Source organism: Phenylobacterium kunshanense, assembly GCF_003254525.1.
Taxonomy (GTDB): Bacteria; Pseudomonadota; Alphaproteobacteria; order Caulobacterales; family Caulobacteraceae; genus Phenylobacterium; species Phenylobacterium kunshanense.
Genome location: NZ_QFYS01000009.1, coordinates 161,521 through 176,610, shown reverse-complemented (window position 1 = coordinate 176,610; position 15,090 = coordinate 161,521). Strand labels below are relative to the sequence as shown.

13 protein-coding genes are annotated in these 15,090 nt (G+C 69.5%); 3 read left to right on the top strand and 10 right to left on the bottom strand.

Features of this window, described 5'->3' with window-relative positions:
• The first annotated feature begins 225 nt into the window (after positions 1 to 225).
• Positions 226 to 1,923 (top strand): CHASE3 domain-containing protein, encoded by a 1,698-nt coding sequence (locus tag DJ019_RS17920; RefSeq protein WP_111277593.1) that lies wholly within the window; start codon positions 226 to 228, stop codon positions 1,921 to 1,923.
• Between the two features lie 124 nt (positions 1,924 to 2,047).
• Here DJ019_RS17920 and DJ019_RS20795 read toward each other — a convergent pair whose 3' ends face one another.
• The 9 genes from DJ019_RS20795 to DJ019_RS17880 all read right to left on the bottom strand — a co-directional run bounded on the left by DJ019_RS20795 (position 2,048) and on the right by DJ019_RS17880 (position 12,858).
• The gene (locus DJ019_RS20795; RefSeq protein ID WP_133255331.1) at positions 2,048 to 2,614 is read right to left on the bottom strand and encodes a hypothetical protein; all 567 of its coding nucleotides are present in this window, start codon (positions 2,612 to 2,614) and stop codon (positions 2,048 to 2,050) included.
• A gap of 357 nt (positions 2,615 to 2,971) precedes the next feature.
• Positions 2,972 to 3,436 (bottom strand): SRPBCC family protein, encoded by a 465-nt coding sequence (locus DJ019_RS17915; protein ID WP_111277591.1) that lies wholly within the window; start codon positions 3,434 to 3,436, stop codon positions 2,972 to 2,974.
• On the bottom strand, positions 3,433 to 5,421 hold the full coding sequence (locus DJ019_RS17910; RefSeq protein ID WP_111277589.1) for a heavy metal translocating P-type ATPase: 1,989 nt from the start codon (positions 5,419 to 5,421) through the stop codon (positions 3,433 to 3,435). The genes DJ019_RS17915 and DJ019_RS17910 overlap by 4 nt, the downstream gene beginning before the upstream one ends.
• Positions 5,418 to 6,011, bottom strand: coding sequence for a cation efflux transmembrane domain-containing protein (locus tag DJ019_RS17905; RefSeq protein ID WP_111277587.1), 594 nt, complete (start codon positions 6,009 to 6,011; stop codon positions 5,418 to 5,420). Before DJ019_RS17905 ends, DJ019_RS17910 begins: the two co-directional genes overlap by 4 nt.
• Positions 6,008 to 9,250: an efflux RND transporter permease subunit gene (locus tag DJ019_RS17900; RefSeq protein ID WP_111277586.1), complete on the bottom strand. Its 3,243-nt coding sequence runs from the start codon at positions 9,248 to 9,250 to the stop codon at positions 6,008 to 6,010. Before DJ019_RS17900 ends, DJ019_RS17905 begins: the two co-directional genes overlap by 4 nt.
• A gap of 9 nt (positions 9,251 to 9,259) precedes the next feature.
• Entirely contained in the window at positions 9,260 to 10,453 is a 1,194-nt protein-coding gene (locus DJ019_RS17895) for an efflux RND transporter periplasmic adaptor subunit (RefSeq protein ID WP_111277584.1), read from the bottom strand.
• Complete coding sequence (locus DJ019_RS17890; RefSeq protein WP_111277582.1) at positions 10,453 to 11,712, bottom strand: TolC family protein; 1,260 nt, start codon at positions 11,710 to 11,712, stop codon at positions 10,453 to 10,455. Before DJ019_RS17890 ends, DJ019_RS17895 begins: the two co-directional genes overlap by 1 nt.
• A 51-nt stretch (positions 11,713 to 11,763) precedes the next feature.
• Positions 11,764 to 12,156, bottom strand: a complete 393-nt coding sequence (locus DJ019_RS17885; RefSeq protein WP_111277580.1) for a hypothetical protein — start codon at positions 12,154 to 12,156, stop codon at positions 11,764 to 11,766.
• Positions 12,157 to 12,177: 21 nt separating this feature from the next.
• Entirely contained in the window at positions 12,178 to 12,858 is a 681-nt protein-coding gene (locus DJ019_RS17880; protein ID WP_111277578.1) for a cation efflux transmembrane domain-containing protein, read from the bottom strand.
• Between the two features lie 71 nt (positions 12,859 to 12,929).
• On the opposite strand from DJ019_RS17880, the gene DJ019_RS17875 reads away from it, so the two are divergent.
• Complete coding sequence (locus DJ019_RS17875; RefSeq protein WP_111277576.1) at positions 12,930 to 13,373, top strand: MerR family transcriptional regulator; 444 nt, start codon at positions 12,930 to 12,932, stop codon at positions 13,371 to 13,373.
• 160 nt (positions 13,374 to 13,533) lie between these two features.
• Here the strand turns inward: DJ019_RS17875 and DJ019_RS17870 are convergent, their stop codons facing one another.
• Positions 13,534 to 14,160 (bottom strand): tyrosine-type recombinase/integrase, encoded by a 627-nt coding sequence (locus DJ019_RS17870; RefSeq protein ID WP_111277574.1) that lies wholly within the window; start codon positions 14,158 to 14,160, stop codon positions 13,534 to 13,536.
• 202 nt (positions 14,161 to 14,362) lie between these two features.
• Between DJ019_RS17870 and DJ019_RS17865 the strand changes: the two genes are divergently transcribed.
• Positions 14,363 to 15,046 carry a phytanoyl-CoA dioxygenase family protein gene (locus DJ019_RS17865; RefSeq protein WP_111277572.1) on the top strand — a complete coding sequence of 228 codons (684 nt, stop codon included), beginning with the start codon at positions 14,363 to 14,365 and terminating at the stop codon, positions 15,044 to 15,046.
• Positions 15,047 to 15,090: the final 44 nt, after the last annotated feature.

Here is a 15,090-nt window from a genome sequence, read left to right as displayed (position 1 = left end):
CGCCGGCCTCCTGCTCCCGCAGGATCCCGATGATCTGCTCTTCCGTGAACCTTGATCGCTTCATTCGTCCGTCCTTTGGTCGGGCGGACTCTAGCTATTCCTGGCTGAGTTTCAGGGGGTCACGTCACCGGTCGCAGACTCCACCGCCTCGCCTGTATTGCGGCCTGTTTCGTCCTCGTGCTTGGCGTGGCGGTCTTGACCGGCATTACATTGCGCCAACGCGCCATGGACGAGCAAACGCGCGCCGACGTGCGGCTCTCGTACCAACTGCGGAGTGATCTGCAGGTTGTGTTCTCATCCATGCAGGACGTTGAGACCGGCGCCCGCGGCTATGTGATCACCGGCCGCGACGATTTCCTGGCGCCCTATCATCTCGGCCGCGCCGCGCTGCCCTCAGAGTTGGCGTCGTTGCAGCTGATCGCCAGGCGGGATGGCGAGGAAGGTCGCCTCGCCGGTCTGGAGGCCCTGATCCGCCAGAAGCTGCAAATCTCCGCCGACATGGTCGCAACGCGTCAAGCAAACCGTGGTGACGAGGCTACGCTGCTAGTGAAGACCGGGCGCGGCAAGGCCGTCATGGACCGAATCCGGGGCCAGGTCTCGGACTGGCAGGCTCACGAGGCGCGCCAGCTAGAAGCCCGCCTGGCGTCGGCCGACGCGGCCCAGGTGCGCATGACCAATGCTCTCTGGGCGCTGACTGGCGGCGTCATCGTGCTGCTCGTCTCGGCGGCCGCCGGGGCGGTCCTGGCCCTACGGGCTAGCGCCCGCGCCGCCAACGAGCTGGCTCACAGCCGTGACGTGGCCGAGAGCGCCAACCGCGCCAAGTCCGACTTCCTCGCGATGATGAGTCACGAGCTGCGCACGCCATTGAACGGGGTGCTGGGCATGGCCCACGCCCTGGAAGCCTCGCAGCTCGACGCCCGCCAGCGGCGCCACCTCAGCGTGATCAGCAGCTCGGGACGCAGCCTGCTGCTGATCCTGAATGACCTCCTCGATCTGTCGAAAATCGAGGCCGGCCGGCTGGAGGTGGAAACGATCCCATTTGCCCTGCGCGAACTGCTCGACAGCGTCGCCGATCTTTGGCGCGGTCCCGCGTCCGAGAAGGGCTTGCGGCTCAGCGTGGCGGTCCCCGACCAGGTTCCGGCCTGGGCGGCGGGCGATCCGACGCGGCTACGCCAGGTGCTCACCAACCTGCTGTCGAACGCCGTCAAGTTCACCACCCGAGGCGGCGTCACGTTGCAGGTTGAGTATCTGGACGACCGCCTCCGATTTGCCGTGACCGATACCGGCGCGGGGATCACACCCGAGGTACAATCCCGCCTGTTCACCGACTTCGTTCAGGCGGAGGCGGGAACGGCGCGACGCTTCGGCGGCACGGGCCTCGGCCTCTCCATTTCGCGGCGGCTCTGCCGGCTGATGGGCGGTGACTTGGCCGTGACCAGCCGCCCCGGCGAAGGCGCGACCTTCTACGGCTGGGTGGCCCTCGAAGCGGCCCCGGCCCCCGAGCCCCGGGCGGACGAGGAGGAGATGACCGAACTCCCGGCCCTGCGGGCCCTGGCGGTCGATGACAACGCCAACAACCGCGCCGTGGTCGAGGCCCTGCTAGAAGCCCTCGGGATCTCGGTGGCCCTGGCCTGCGACGGCGCCGAGGCCCTGGAGGCGCTCCGCGCCGAGCCCTTCGATCTGGTGCTGATGGACGTGAACATGCCCGTGATGGACGGCCCCACCGCCTTGGCCGCGATCCGCCGTGGCGAGGCGGGCGCGAGCGACATGCCGGTCATCGCCCTGACCGCGGACGCGATGTCAGGAGATCGGGAGCGGTTCCTGGCCCTTGGCTTCGACGATCACCTCGCCAAGCCGCTTCGACCGCAGGCCCTGGCGGCCGCGCTGGTGGCAGCGACCGCGAAGGTCGTCCTGGCGGCCTGACGGCTCTGCAGCGATAGTCGCCGGACACGGCTGCCAGGCCGCCCCTCCAGCCGCCCGCCAAGCCCGAGGTCAGCGCTGCGCCAGCAACGGACGCTGGGACCGGCGCCAGAAGCCGACCTTCGATTCACTTGGCAAGTTCTAGGGCGCGATACGGCGCCTCATCGGAATCCTGCTCCAGCGTAAGCGGCAGGAGGCTGTCATCGACAGTGGCGATAGAGGTTCCCCAACAGGTCTCCAGTGTCTTGCTTGCGGCCCGCCACCAATTGGTGACAGGACCCTCGTAGTCGGATCGCGCCGCATAGGTCCCATCCGCTCTTCGGGAGGCCAGGTTCACACGCGCGCCATGGAATGGTGGAATCTGCGATGAGGTGGATTGGGTTGGAATGTCGCGAACGCTGCGCACGACTTCGGCCAGCGCCGGGCATCGCCTTCCATCGATCCAGACCCTGTCGATGCGGTGAGTTGGTCCCGTGATGCCGACGGTTGTGCGTGTTCGACGCTCTGCCATCCAGAAGGCGCCAGCCTTCGACCGGACCTCGCGCAGCACCAAGCTTTCATAGGTGCCGCTATAGTGGCCAGCCACCACTCTCACGCGGTAGGTGTCGACAAAGCTGGGCGCAGCGATCGCCTCACCGCCGAGACTTGCAGATAGAACTGCCCAGATGAGGCGTTTGAAAAGGCCGGTCTTCATTGCACCCGAAGACACTGGGCGCCAGCATGGCCGCTTCAAGGCGAGAGGCTCAGACGCGCCAGGAGGAGCCGTTGGCATCGGTGCGTGAAGCGGACCTTCAGCCGCCCTGCCCGGCCAAGCCCGCCCTCGACCGCCTTCAGTCCCTGTTTGGCGCTCCGGGGACGGCGCTTACCGTGCGCCAGCTCAAGCCGTCACTTATGGGGAGAGATGACGATCCTACCAGGTCCCATGGCATCGTGATCAGCATGCTCCTGCCAGGCGATGCAGGCCCATACGGCGAGGCTTAGGCCCGCGAAGACCGCCGCAAGCCGCAATACGAGCCCAATAGGCTCCCGCCTCCGGCTTGCTCGACCTGTGTTACGGCGCATGGCGACACCGTATGCTCGGCGCGGCCTTGGCGGCGTCGGCCACGAACTGACGGACAACCGGTCCGAACTGAAGTGTGAGGGGGCCTCTCACCATGCTCGCAAGTAGACCGCTGCCTTCCACGCTGTGCCGCAGACAGCAGCCTTCACCGGTGGGCGTGAGGTCGAACCGAAATCTCAGGGTCAGAAAGATCGAGAGCCGGACGGACCACACGAGAGCCCGCTCAGGCGTGACGACCTCGATCCTACCGTCGAGCGTGAAGTGCCTGACCGAGCCATCGGCTCGCACCGTGGGAACGATGTAGGCGAGCTCGGGCCCCCGCCTGACGTCCCCTGCGATCTGCAAGCTCCGCGTCCAATCGCCATACCGATCGAAGCGCGTGAGCATCGCCCAGACCACGTCCGGCAAGGCCTCCACCAAGCTCTCCGAGACGACCTCAAACGTGACCGCGCTCATGGCTTGGGCTCACGATAGGCCAGTAGGCGCAACGCATTTCCCACCACGAACAGCGTCGAGCCTTCGTGGACCATCACCGCCACGCCGATCTTCAGCCCGAACAGCGTCGCCGGGATCAGGAAGGCGACAATGCCCAGGCTGATCCAGAGGTTCTGGCGGATGACGGAACTCGTACGCCGGCTGAGCCCCACCGCGAACGGCAGACGGCGCAGGTCGTCGGCCATCAGGGCGACGTCGGCGGTCTCCAGCGCCACGTCGGACCCCGCCGCGCCCATGGCGATGCCGACGGTGGCGTTGGCCATGGCCGGCGCATCATTCACGCCGTCCCCCACCATGGCCACGCGGCCCTCAGAGGCGGCCAGGGCCCGGACCAGCTCGACCTTGTCCTCCGGCATCAGGCCGCCGCGGGCCTCGTCCAGACCCAGCTCACGCGCAATGGCGTCGGCAACGCCCTGATTGTCGCCCGACAGCATGATAGTCCGGCGGATGCCGATCCTGTGCAGGGCGGCGAGCACCTCGGCGGCGCCGTCTCTGGGCGTATCCATCAGGCCCAAGGCGCCGAGAAACTGGTCGCCGGCCTTCACCACCATCACGGTGCGGCCCGAGGCCTCCAGTCGTCGCACCTCTGCCCAGAGCGACTCGGGCGGCTCCGGTCCCTCCTCCGTGAACATCGCCGGCTTGCCGATGACGACCCGCCGCCCCTCAACGAGCGCCTCCACGCCCTTGCCGACCAGCCCGCGCACGGCGGACGCCTCCGGCGGGGGGCCCTCCAGCGCCGCGCCGCCGTCCCGAACGACCGCGGCGGCCAGCGGGTGGTCGCTCCGCGCCTCGACGGCCACGGCGATGCGCAGCAGGTCCTGGGGCTGCACGCCCCACGCCGGCTCCACATCGGTGAGCTTCGGCTTGCCCTCCGTCAACGTACCGGTCTTGTCGAAGGCGATGGCGGTGAGGCCGCCCAGGTTCTCGAGGGGGCCGCCGCCCTTCACCAGCACGCCCCCGCGCCCGGCCCGCGCGACACCGCTCAGCACGGCGCTCGGCACCGAGATCGCCAGCGCACACGGGCTCGCCGCCACCAGAACCGCCATCGCCCGGTAGAAGCTCTGCGCGAACGGTTCTCCCAACGCGAGGCCGCCGACGATCAGGCCCGCGACCAGCAGCAGGACCGCCGGCACGAACAGGCGCTCGAAACGGTCAGTGAACCGCTGGGTGGGCGATTTCTGCGCCTCGGCTTCGGACACCAGGCGTACGACGCGGGAAAGCGCGCTCTCCGAGGCCAGCCGTGCGACGCGCACGTCGAGCGCGCCGGGTCCATTGATTGTGCCGGCGAATACTTTGTACTCGGGCGGCGCGCGGGCGAAGTCCGCCTCCGGCTCCGGGCTCGGCCGTTTGTCGACTGGCACGCTCTCGCCGGTGACCGGCGCCTGGTTGACCGCGCTTTCGCCCGCCACCACCACGCCGTCCGCCGGCAGGCGTTCATTGGGGCGGACGAGGACGATGTCGCCAACCACGAGGTCCGCCACCGGAACGTCGGCGGTCGCCTCGCCGCGCCGCACCGTGGCCCGATCCGGCGCCAGTTCGGCGAGCGCCTCGATGGCCCGCCGCGCGCGGCCCATGGCGTAGTGCTCGAGCGCGTGACCTAGGCTGAAGAGGAACAGGAGCAACGCGCCCTCGGCCCATTCGCCGAGCGCCGCGGCGCCCGCGGCCGCCACCAGCATCAGGGTGTCGATCGCGAACTTGCGCTGTCTCAGGTTGTCGAACGCCTCGCGCAGGGTGAACCAGCTGCCGAGACCATAGGCGACCAGGAACAGGGCCAACGGCTCCCAACCGGTCACGCCGGAGCGTTCGAGCAGCCAGCCGGCGAGCAGGGCCGCGCCACAGCCGAGCGCGAAGATCAGCTCGGTCCGCTCGCCGAACAGTCCGCCGTGGGCGTGATCGCCCTCAGCCTGCTCGCCTTTTGCATGGACATGGGGTTTGCCGCCGCTCATGGGGCGCTGTCCTTCTGGTTGTTGGCGTCCTTGAGGATGTCGACCCCGCCCTTCACCGCGATCAGCGCGACGAGCGCGCCCACCACGAGGTCGGGCCAGGGCTGCTTCAGCCAGAGGACCAGGCCGCCGGCGACGAGGATCCCGCCGTTGGAGGCGAAGTCGTTGAAGCTGAAGGTCTCGGCGGCGCGCATGTTGACGTCGTCGCTTCGGCTGCGCCGGATCAGGTCGAGGCAGGCGAGATTGACCACGGCCGCCACGGCCGCCATCGCCATCATCGTCACGCCGACCGGCTCGGCCCCGACAAGCCCGCGCCGCACGACGTCGGCAAGGACGCCCGCCGCGAACACCAGCAACATCACGCCAGAGACGCGCGCGGCCCGCCGCTTCCAGGCCAGGGCGCGTCCCACCGCCAGGAAGCTCAGCAGGTAGACGATCGCGTCCGAGCCGTTGTCGAGGGCGTTTGCGATGAGGGCGCTGGAGTCGGCCGCCACCCCCGCCGCCCCGAGCCCCAGGAAGAGCCCGGCGTTGAGGACCAGCACCACAAGCAGGATCCGCCGCTGGCGCTGGTCCGCCTCGCCGAGGCCGCTCATGGCGCGGCCTCCTCGTCATCGTCCACCCCTTCATCCTTGCGATGACGCACCGCCTTGGCCGCGAAGGTGGGCAGCACCAGCAGAGTGAGCGCCGTCGCCGTCAGCAATCCGCCGATCACCACGGTGGCCAGCGGCTTCTGCACCTCGGCTCCCGCTCCGCTGGCGATCGCCATGGGAATGAAGCCGACGATCGCGACCAGCGCCGTGGTCAGCACCGCTCTCAGGCGGCTTGTCGCCCCCTCGATGGCCGCCGTCACGGGTTCAAGCCCTTCGGTCAGCCGTTCGCGGATCGCCTGCATCAGCACGAGGCCGTTGAGGGTCGCGACGCCGGAGACGGCGATGAAGCCGACCGCCGCCGAGACCGAGAACGGCATCCCACGCAGGAGCAACGCCAGCGCGCCGCCGACCAGGGCCAATGGCACGCAGGCGAACACCAGCCCCGCCTCGGCGAACGAGCCCAACGCCATGAACAGCAGGACGCCGATCATCACGAAGACCACGGGGATCACGAGGCCCAGCCGTTGTTCGGCCCGCTTCAGGTTCTCGAACTGCCCGCCCCACGTCAGCGAATAGCCCGCCGGGAGCTTCACCTCGGCCTTCACCCTCGTCTGGGCGTCTGTGACGAAGCCGCCGAGATCGCGGCCCCGGACGTTGGCCTGCACCACCATGCGGCGGCTGCCGTCGTTGCGGCTGATCTGGTTCTGACCCTCGGCGATCTGGATCTTCGCGACCGACGACAGCGGCACCGTCACGCCCGCCGCCGTGGTCACCGGAAGCGCGTCCAGGGCAGCGGGATCGTTGCGGGCGCTGTCCGGCAGGCGGACGACCACGTCGAAACGGCGGTCGCCCTCGAAGATCTGGCCGGCTTCGGCGCCCCCGATGGCGGCCGAGACCGCCTCGGTGACGTCCGCCGCCGACAGGCCGTAACTGGCCGCGGCGAAGCGGTCGACGCTGACGGTCAGGGTCGGCAGGCCGGAGGCCTGTTCCACCCGCACGTCGGCCGAGCCCGGCGTGGCGCGCAGAGCCGCGGCGACCTGGTCGGCCGTCGCCTGCAGCTGGGCGAAGTCGTCGCCATAGACCATGACCGCGAGGTCGGTCCGCACGCCCGAGATCAGCTCGTTGAACCGCAGCTCGATCGGCTGGCTGAACTCGAAGCTGTTGCCGAGCTGCTGGGCCGCCGCCTTCTCGATCCGCGCGATCAGCTCTTCCTTCGGCAGCTTCGGATCGGGCCAGTCCTTGCGTTTCTTGAGGACGATGACCGCGTCGGAGATGTTGGGCGGCATCGGGTCGACCGCCGCCTCGGCGGTGCCGGTGCGCGAGAACATGGTCTCGACTTCCGGCTGGGCCTTGATCGCCCGCTCCAGCTTCATCTGCATGGCCAGCGACTGTTCGAGCGAGGCCGAGGGCACGCGCAGCGCCTGCATGGCGATGTCCCCCTCGTCCAGGGTGGGGATGAACTCCCGGCCCAGTACCGAGAAGGACACGACGCCCACCGCGAGCGTGGCCAGCGCCGAGATCAGCACGATCTTGGGCCGGGCGACCGCGGCGCGGATGGCCGGCTCGATCCGCTTGCGCGCGAACGTCAGGATCCGCGTCTCGTGCTCGATCGCCTGGCCCGCGTCGTCGACGTGGACCGTCTTCGGGTCGCGGACCCAGAGCGCGGTCATGGCCGGCACAAAGGTGAAGGAGAAGATGAACGCCCCCACCAGCGCCAGCATCACGGTCGCGCCCATGGGGATGAAGGTCTTGCCCTCGACGCCCTCCAGCATCAGCAGCGGGGTGAAGACGAGCAGGATGATCAGCTGGCCGAATGCGGCCGGCTTGACCATCTGCCGCGCTGCGGCCCCGGCGACGCCGAGGCGCTCCCTGCGCGTCAGCATGCGGCCGAGCTCCGCGCGCCGGTGACCCAGCATGAGCAGGGTGTTCTCGACCACGACCACGGCGCCGTCGACCAGCAGGCCGAAATCGAGGGCGCCCAGGCTCATCAGGTTTCCGCTGATCCCGAACCGGTTCATGCCGATGACCGCGAACAGGAAGCTGATCGGGATCATCAGGGCGGTGATGCTGGCGGCCCGGATGTTTCCGAGCAGCAGGAACAGGATCACGATCACCAGCAGTGCGCCCTCGACGAGGTTCTTCGCCACCGTCTTGATGGTGGAATTGACGAGCTCGCTGCGGTTCAGAACCGGCTTGGCGATCACGCCGGGCGGCAGGCTGGCCGCCACCTCCTCGAGCCGTTCCGCCGCCGCCTGCGCCACGGTGCGGCTGTTGCCGCCCGCCAGCATCAGCGCCGTGCCGATCACCGCCTCATGGCCGTCGCGGCTGGCGCCGCCGAGGCGCGGCGCCTCGCCGATCTCCACCGTGGCGACGTCCGCCACTCGGACCACCAGGCCGTTGCGGTTGACCACCGGCGCTTGGGCCAGGTCCTGGACCGTCTGAGCGAGCGCATCGCTGCGCACGGTCAGCGCCTCACCGGCCCGCTGGATGAAGCCGGCGCCGGCCTGCGTGTTCGCCCGGTCCAGCGCCTGGATCAGGTCGCCGAGACTGAGGCCGTAGCTCGCCAGCCGCGCCGCGTCCGGACGAACCGCGTACTCCTTCACATAGCCGCCGTTGACGTCGACGCCGGCGAGACCGGTCGTCGTGCGCATACGCGGCGCGATGATCCAGTCCTGGACGGTGCGCAGGTAGGTGGCGCGGGCCCGGTCCGTCGTCAGCCGGTCGCCCTCCGGCGTCAGATACGACCCGTCCGCCTGCCAGCCCGGCTGGCCCGGCCTGGCCGTCGTCCTGGGGCTGAACGGAACATAGTCCACCGTCCACATCAGCACCTCGCCGAGGCCCGTAGTGATCGGGGCCAGGCCCGGTTCGACGCCCTCGGGCAGCCGCTCCCGCGCCTGCGCCATCCGCTCGGCCACCTGCTGGCGGGCAAAGTAGATGTCGGTCTGGTCGCTGAAGATGACGGTGATCTGGCTAAAGCCGTTGCGGCTCAGCGAGCGGGTGCTCTGCAGCCCCGGAATGCCGGCCATGGCGGTTTCCAGGGGATAGGTGACCTGGCGCTCCATCTGCTCGGGCGCGAGCGCCGGGGCGACGGTGTTGATCTGCACCTGGCGGTTGGTGATGTCCGGCACCGCGTCGATCGGCAGCCGGGTGAGTTCGAAGAGGCCGATAGCGGCCACGAGGGCCGTGGCGAGCACCACGAACCATCGGAAACGGACGGAGGCCTCGATGATGGCTTTGAACATGGACGCCCCCTAGTGACCGTGCTCGGCTTCGCCCTTGGCCATCTCGGCCTTGAGCAGGAAGGCGTTGGTGGAGGCGACGCGCTCCTCGCCGGTCAGGCCGCGGAGGATTTCGGTGCGCCCCCCGGCCTGGCGGCCGGCGAGCACCTGGACGGCGCGGAAGCCGCGCTGGGTCTGGACGAACACCACGGACTTGCCCTCGACGGTCTGCACCGCCTCGCTGGGCACCGAGAGGCCGCCCTGCTCCTGGCCGGTGACCAACGCGCCGGTGACGGGGGAGCCGGCGGGCGGCAAGGCCGCGCCTTCCGGCTTAGCTCGGATCACGGTTGCGCCGCTGTTCTGGGCGCCGGCGTCGGCGGCGACGCCGGTGACGACCGCCGAGAATTCGCCGCCCGGTCCCGAGACCTGCATGCGCGCGCCCGGCTGCGCCTGGGCGGCGAGCTGCGGTGGCGCATTGAAGACCAACTCCACACGGGCCGGATTGGTGACCTCGGCGACGACACCGCCCTGGGCGACGAAGCCGCCCGGACCGACCTGCACGCTGGTCACCACCCCGGCGATCGGGCTGGTCACGTTGAGCCGGCCCGCGGCGTTGGGGCCTCCGGCTGCGGACGCCCGGGCCCGGGCGGCGCGAGCGCTCGCCTGGGCGCTCAGCGCCTGGGCGTGGGACACTTCGGCTTCTCGCTTAGCCACCACGCCCAGCTTGGCGAGATCCTCGTCGCGACCGTGCGCCTGTTCGGCCAGCACATAGGCGGCTTGGGCGGCGTCGGCCTCGGCGCGCAGGCTCGCCGCATCGCCACTGACCAGCACCGCGAGGGCCTGTCCCGCGTTGATCGATTGGCCCGGCGCCACCAGCACGCGCTCCACGCGGCCACCCACGACCGCACTGACGCTGGCCTTGGCGTCGATCACCGGCGCCACGCGGCCGGACAGACGCACTTCCGCCCCGCCGCCCCGCGTGACCGCCGCCACCTGGATGCCGGACGCCTGGGCCTGCGCTGGCGTCAGCGGAACCACGCCCTCTTCGGCCTTGGCGCTTTCGCCGCCCTTCGCGGCGGCCTGGCCATCATTTTCGTCGGCGTGCCCGTCCTCCGCCGCCGCGGGCGCAGGCTTGTTGAGAACCGTGGAGAGGCCGTATCCGCCCGCCCCAGCCAGGACGACCGCAGCCGCCACCGCGCCATAGAGGCGCGCCTTGTCCGTGTTCATTACTGCTCTCCGGGGGTGGCGAAGCCACCGAGCCGCGCCTGGGCGGCCTGCGCGCCGATCCGCTCGACGGCGGCGGCGATGGTTTGGGCCCGTGCGTCCGCAAGCGCGCGACGGGCGTTGACGAGTTCGACCAGCGGGAGCTTGCCCGCCTCGTAGCCGACCCGGGCGAGGCGATAGGCCTCCTCGGCCGTGCGTTCACCTTCGCGGGCCGCTACGACCCGGGTCTCGGCCGCGGCGATACGCGTCTCGCTCACGCGGACCGCAGCCTCGGCCTCGAGCCGCGCGGCGTTCAGCCGGGCGTCCGCGGCTGAAATCTCCGCCCGCGCCGCGTCGATGTTGCCGCGGTTACGGTCGAACAGCGGCAGCGGGACGGAAATCCCCGCGATCATCGCGGTGGCGTCGGCTTCCTCGAACCGGCGGAAGCCGAACGACACCGTGACGTCCGGCACGGCGCGCCGGCGCTCGATCTGCAGCCGTCGGGCCGCCGCCTCGCGCTCGGCCTGGGCCGCCACGAAGGCTGCCGCCGTCGCGGAGGCCGGGGTCAGGCCTGGCGCGAGCGGCGCCCTGCTGTCGAGCAGGCTGGCCGCCACGGACGTCAGCGGCGCCGGCGAGCCGGTGAGCGCCGTCAGATTGCCGAACGCCGTCGCCCGCGCGGCCTTGGCCTCATCAAGCCCGGCCCGCGCCGCCTGCACGGCGGCCTGCGCCTGCAGACGGCGCAGTTCCGCCTCACGGCCGGCGTCGACCAGGGCCGAGGCGATACGCGCATCCTCCTGGGCGAGGGTCAGCGTTTCCTGCGCCAGGAGCATCCGGCGGTCGGCGGCCTCGGCAGTGGCGTAGCCGACGGCGAGGTCGAAGGCGTAGTCCACCTGGGCGCTGCGGGCTCTCGCCTGCGCGGCGGTGACCTCGGCGCGGCCCGCTGCCATCCGGGCCTGGCGCTTGCCGCCCAGCTCCAGCGGCTGCTGCACCGTGGCGGTGGTCTCAGACAGGGTCGTGCCGCGGTACGGTCCCGAGCCCGAGAAATTCTCCATCTGGAGCCCCACGGTGGGGTTGGGGAAGACCGCCGCCTGGCGCGCGAGCCCTTGTGTCCGGGCGATGTCGGCCCGCGCTTCGGCGAGCCGGGGCGCGGTCGCTTGCGACTGCGCCAGGAGTTCAGCGAAGGCGGGCGCAGGATCGGCATGGGCCGTGCGCACGCCGACGCCCAGGGCGCACAGCCCTAGGGTGACCGCCGTGAGCGGTCGTCGGAAGTTTTGGGGGTACATGGACCTTCTCTCGAATGACGACAGGACGCGTGCGGGGCACGCGGGGTGTCGTCAGGCGCGAGGGGGCCGCTTCAGGGCGAACTTTCGGTCGAGAACGGCCACGCGGGAACGGCGGAGCTCGTGCCGCGTCGCGACGGCAGCGATGTCGCCCGGGGACCGGACCTGGGCCGGCACATAGCTCGCGCCGTGATGGCAGTGGCCGTGGATGCAGGCCATGCCGTCCGGGCCGTGATCGGAGAAATCACTATCCGCAGGCGCGGCGTCGACATGGGGTTGCGCCGTATCGACCGCCTCGGCGTGGACGTGCTCGGCGGCCGCGGCGCTCATGCCGGCATCGTCCCGGCAGAGCATGGCGTCGATCCCCGGACCAAAGGTCAGCACGGTGAGCACCAGCGCGAACAGCGCGGCTCCCAACCTTTGCCAGCCTGTGGAGATCGACGTCATGACCCTCGCCTATAGCTGCGATCAGCGGGCAGGAGAATGCGTTACAAGATCACGCTCGAGCTCGGCCCGCCGCTCGGCGAGCGCCTGTGAGGTGATCTGCCAAGCCGAGCGAAGGAAGACCGCAGCCAGCAGCACACCCACGACGAGGTCGGGCCAGCGCGAGCCCGTCAAGGTCACGGCGACGCCGGTCGCGGCGACAGCCAGGCACTGTACCAAGTCGTTGCGCGTGCAGAGCCAGACCGAGCGCACATTGGCGTCGCCCTCGCGGTAGCGGAGCAGCAGGAGCGCCGCCAGCAGATTAGCCGCCGCACCGAACAGGCCCAGGCCCGAGATCGCCATTCCCTCCGGCGCCACGCCGGCGGCCGCCCGCCAGATCGCGAAGCCCAGGATGCTGAGCGCCATGACCGCAAGGCTCGCGCTCTTGATCAGCGCCGCGCCGGACCGGGCCTGAACACTGCGCCCGATCGCCCAGAGGCTGAGGCCGTACGTCGCGGCGTCGGCGGCGAAGTCCAAGGTGTTGGCGGCCAGCGAGGCCGAGCCTGCCATCCAGGCTCCGACGCCCACGCCGGCAAAGCCGACGAGGTTGATGCCGATCACGGCCGCGAGGATGCGGCGGTAGGCCGGCGAGGCGCCGTCGAAGGCCACATCGTGGCCACAGCAGCCGGTCGCGGCGGGCGTTTCTGAAGAGGAACAGCTCGACATGACTGCGACCTTGCATGCTCTAGCGACTAGAGGATCAAGCGCTTATTTTTGGCCGGTCATCAGGAGGCCGCATGACCGCGCTCAGCATCGGCAAGCTGTCGAAATCCACGGACGTGAAGGTCCCGACGATCCGATTCTACGAGCAGATCGGCCTGCTGCCGGAGCCGGACCGGACCGACAGCGACCGGCGCGTCTACGGCGACCGCGACGTCCGGCGCCTGGCCTTCATCAAGCACGCGCGCCAGCTCGGCTTCACGATCGACGGCATCCGCACCCTGTTGGCGCTCTCGGACCAACCCGACCGCGACTGCGACGAGGCCAACCGGCTGGCGCAGGAACAGCTGGCCGCCGTCGAGAGCAAGATCGCCCAGCTCCAGGCGCTGCGGGGCGAGCTATGGCGCATGGTCGAGGCGCGTTGTCGGGGCGCGGCCGCCGACTGCCGCGTCATCGAGACCCTCGCCGACCATGCTCGCTGCATGCAAGACCATGTCGAGCCATCACCATTCGCCCGCTAGCGAGGGGCAGTTTGCGGGTTACCCAGCGCGGTGGAGCCGTCGCGCCATCGCCGGACATTGGACTCGGCAGAGAAGTCGACGTTGGCGCGCCTTCCCGCCTGTGACCGTCATCGCCCCGTGTCAGACATCGCGAGGAGCGCGGGACACCCGAGTGTCTGCGTCAGATCTCAAGCTGCTCGGACAGTTCAAGGGCGTCGTCGACCTCGATGCCGAGGTATCGCACGGTGCTCTCCAACTTCCGATGACCTAGCAGCAACTGACAGGCGCGCAGGTTGCCAGTCTTCTTGTAGACGAGCGCCACCTTCGTCCGACGCAGGCTATGTGTGCCGTAGGCGGCGGGCTCCAGATCGATCAAGGCCACCCAGCGATCGACGAGCCTCGCATACTGCCGCGTGCCGATATGGCCGCCGTGCCGGCTCCGACTCGGGAACAACCAATCGTCACCCCGCCGCCCGCGCCGCGCCAACCACGCGACAAGCGCCTCGCGGGTAGGCTCAGTGATCTCGAAGGGAACAGGTCGTCCGGTCTTTTGCTGAATGACGGTCGAGCGCTGCCGGAGAACACCACCAGGAGCGACGTCGCTGACCCGAAGTTTGACCAGATCACAGGCGCGGAGCTTCGCATCGAGGGCGCAGTTGAACATCGCCAGATCCCGGACGCGTCCCAGCGTCTTCAATTGCTGACGGATCGCCCAGATGTGCTTGGGCTTTAGCGGCGCCTTGGGGCCTATCAGGCGTCCGGCATTCCAAGGCTTGCGAGGCATTCGGAACAGGTCTGGTTGAGGCATCACCACCTCCGTGGGAGCACCCTTCAGCCCAGCCAAAGTATACGCTTCAGTCCCGAGACTTTGATGTCGCATTCTGCGACATCAAAGCTCCAAACCTGGGATGTGCGGGCGGGCGACCCAGGTGCGCCATGACCTGACTTTGGGATCACGTCCAAAAGCGGACTTCCATTGAGGGCGGGCCGACGGCGAGCTAACCAGCGGCATGCCTTCGCGCGACGCCAAACTGGAACTTGGGCGAGACGGCGCTGAACTGGCGCCGCTTGCGCTCGACGGCGACGCGCTTGCCGCACTGGAACGGGTAATCGCAGACCAGCCACGAGATGTTGCTGGCGTTAGGCTCTATGGCGTCGAGGGGCTAGCGCCGTTGCTTCAGGCCGACGGCCCGATTGGATTCGCGGCGGCACAGGCGCTCGGCATGGGCGCCCGCCCGGTACGCGCCATTCTTTTCGACAAGACGCCTTCTTCGAACTGGTCGTTGGCCTGGCATCAAGACCGCGTGGTGGCCGTGCGCGAGCGCAAGGACGTCGAAGGCTTCGGCCCTTGGACGCGCAAGCACGGCGCCTTGCACGTCGCTCCGCCGTTCCACGTGCTGGCTCGGATGCTCACACTGCGCGTCCATCTCGACCCAACGCCTGAGACGAATGCGCCGCTGCTCATCGCGCCGGGCTCCCATCGTCTCGGTAGGATTGCGGAAGCTGATGTTGCGAGGGTCGTCAGGGATTGTGGGATCGCAGCCTGTCTGGCCGAGGCCGGCGATGTCTGGATTTACGCCACCCCGATCCTGCACGCTTCTGAACGAGCTTCGGGAGCCAGGCACCCGCGAGTTCTGCAGGTGGACTACTCCGCCGACGACCTCCCCAGCGGCTTGCAGTGGCTTGGCGTCTGACTAGCGCCAGGAGCGGAAGTTGGGCTCGCTGCCGGAAGCGGACA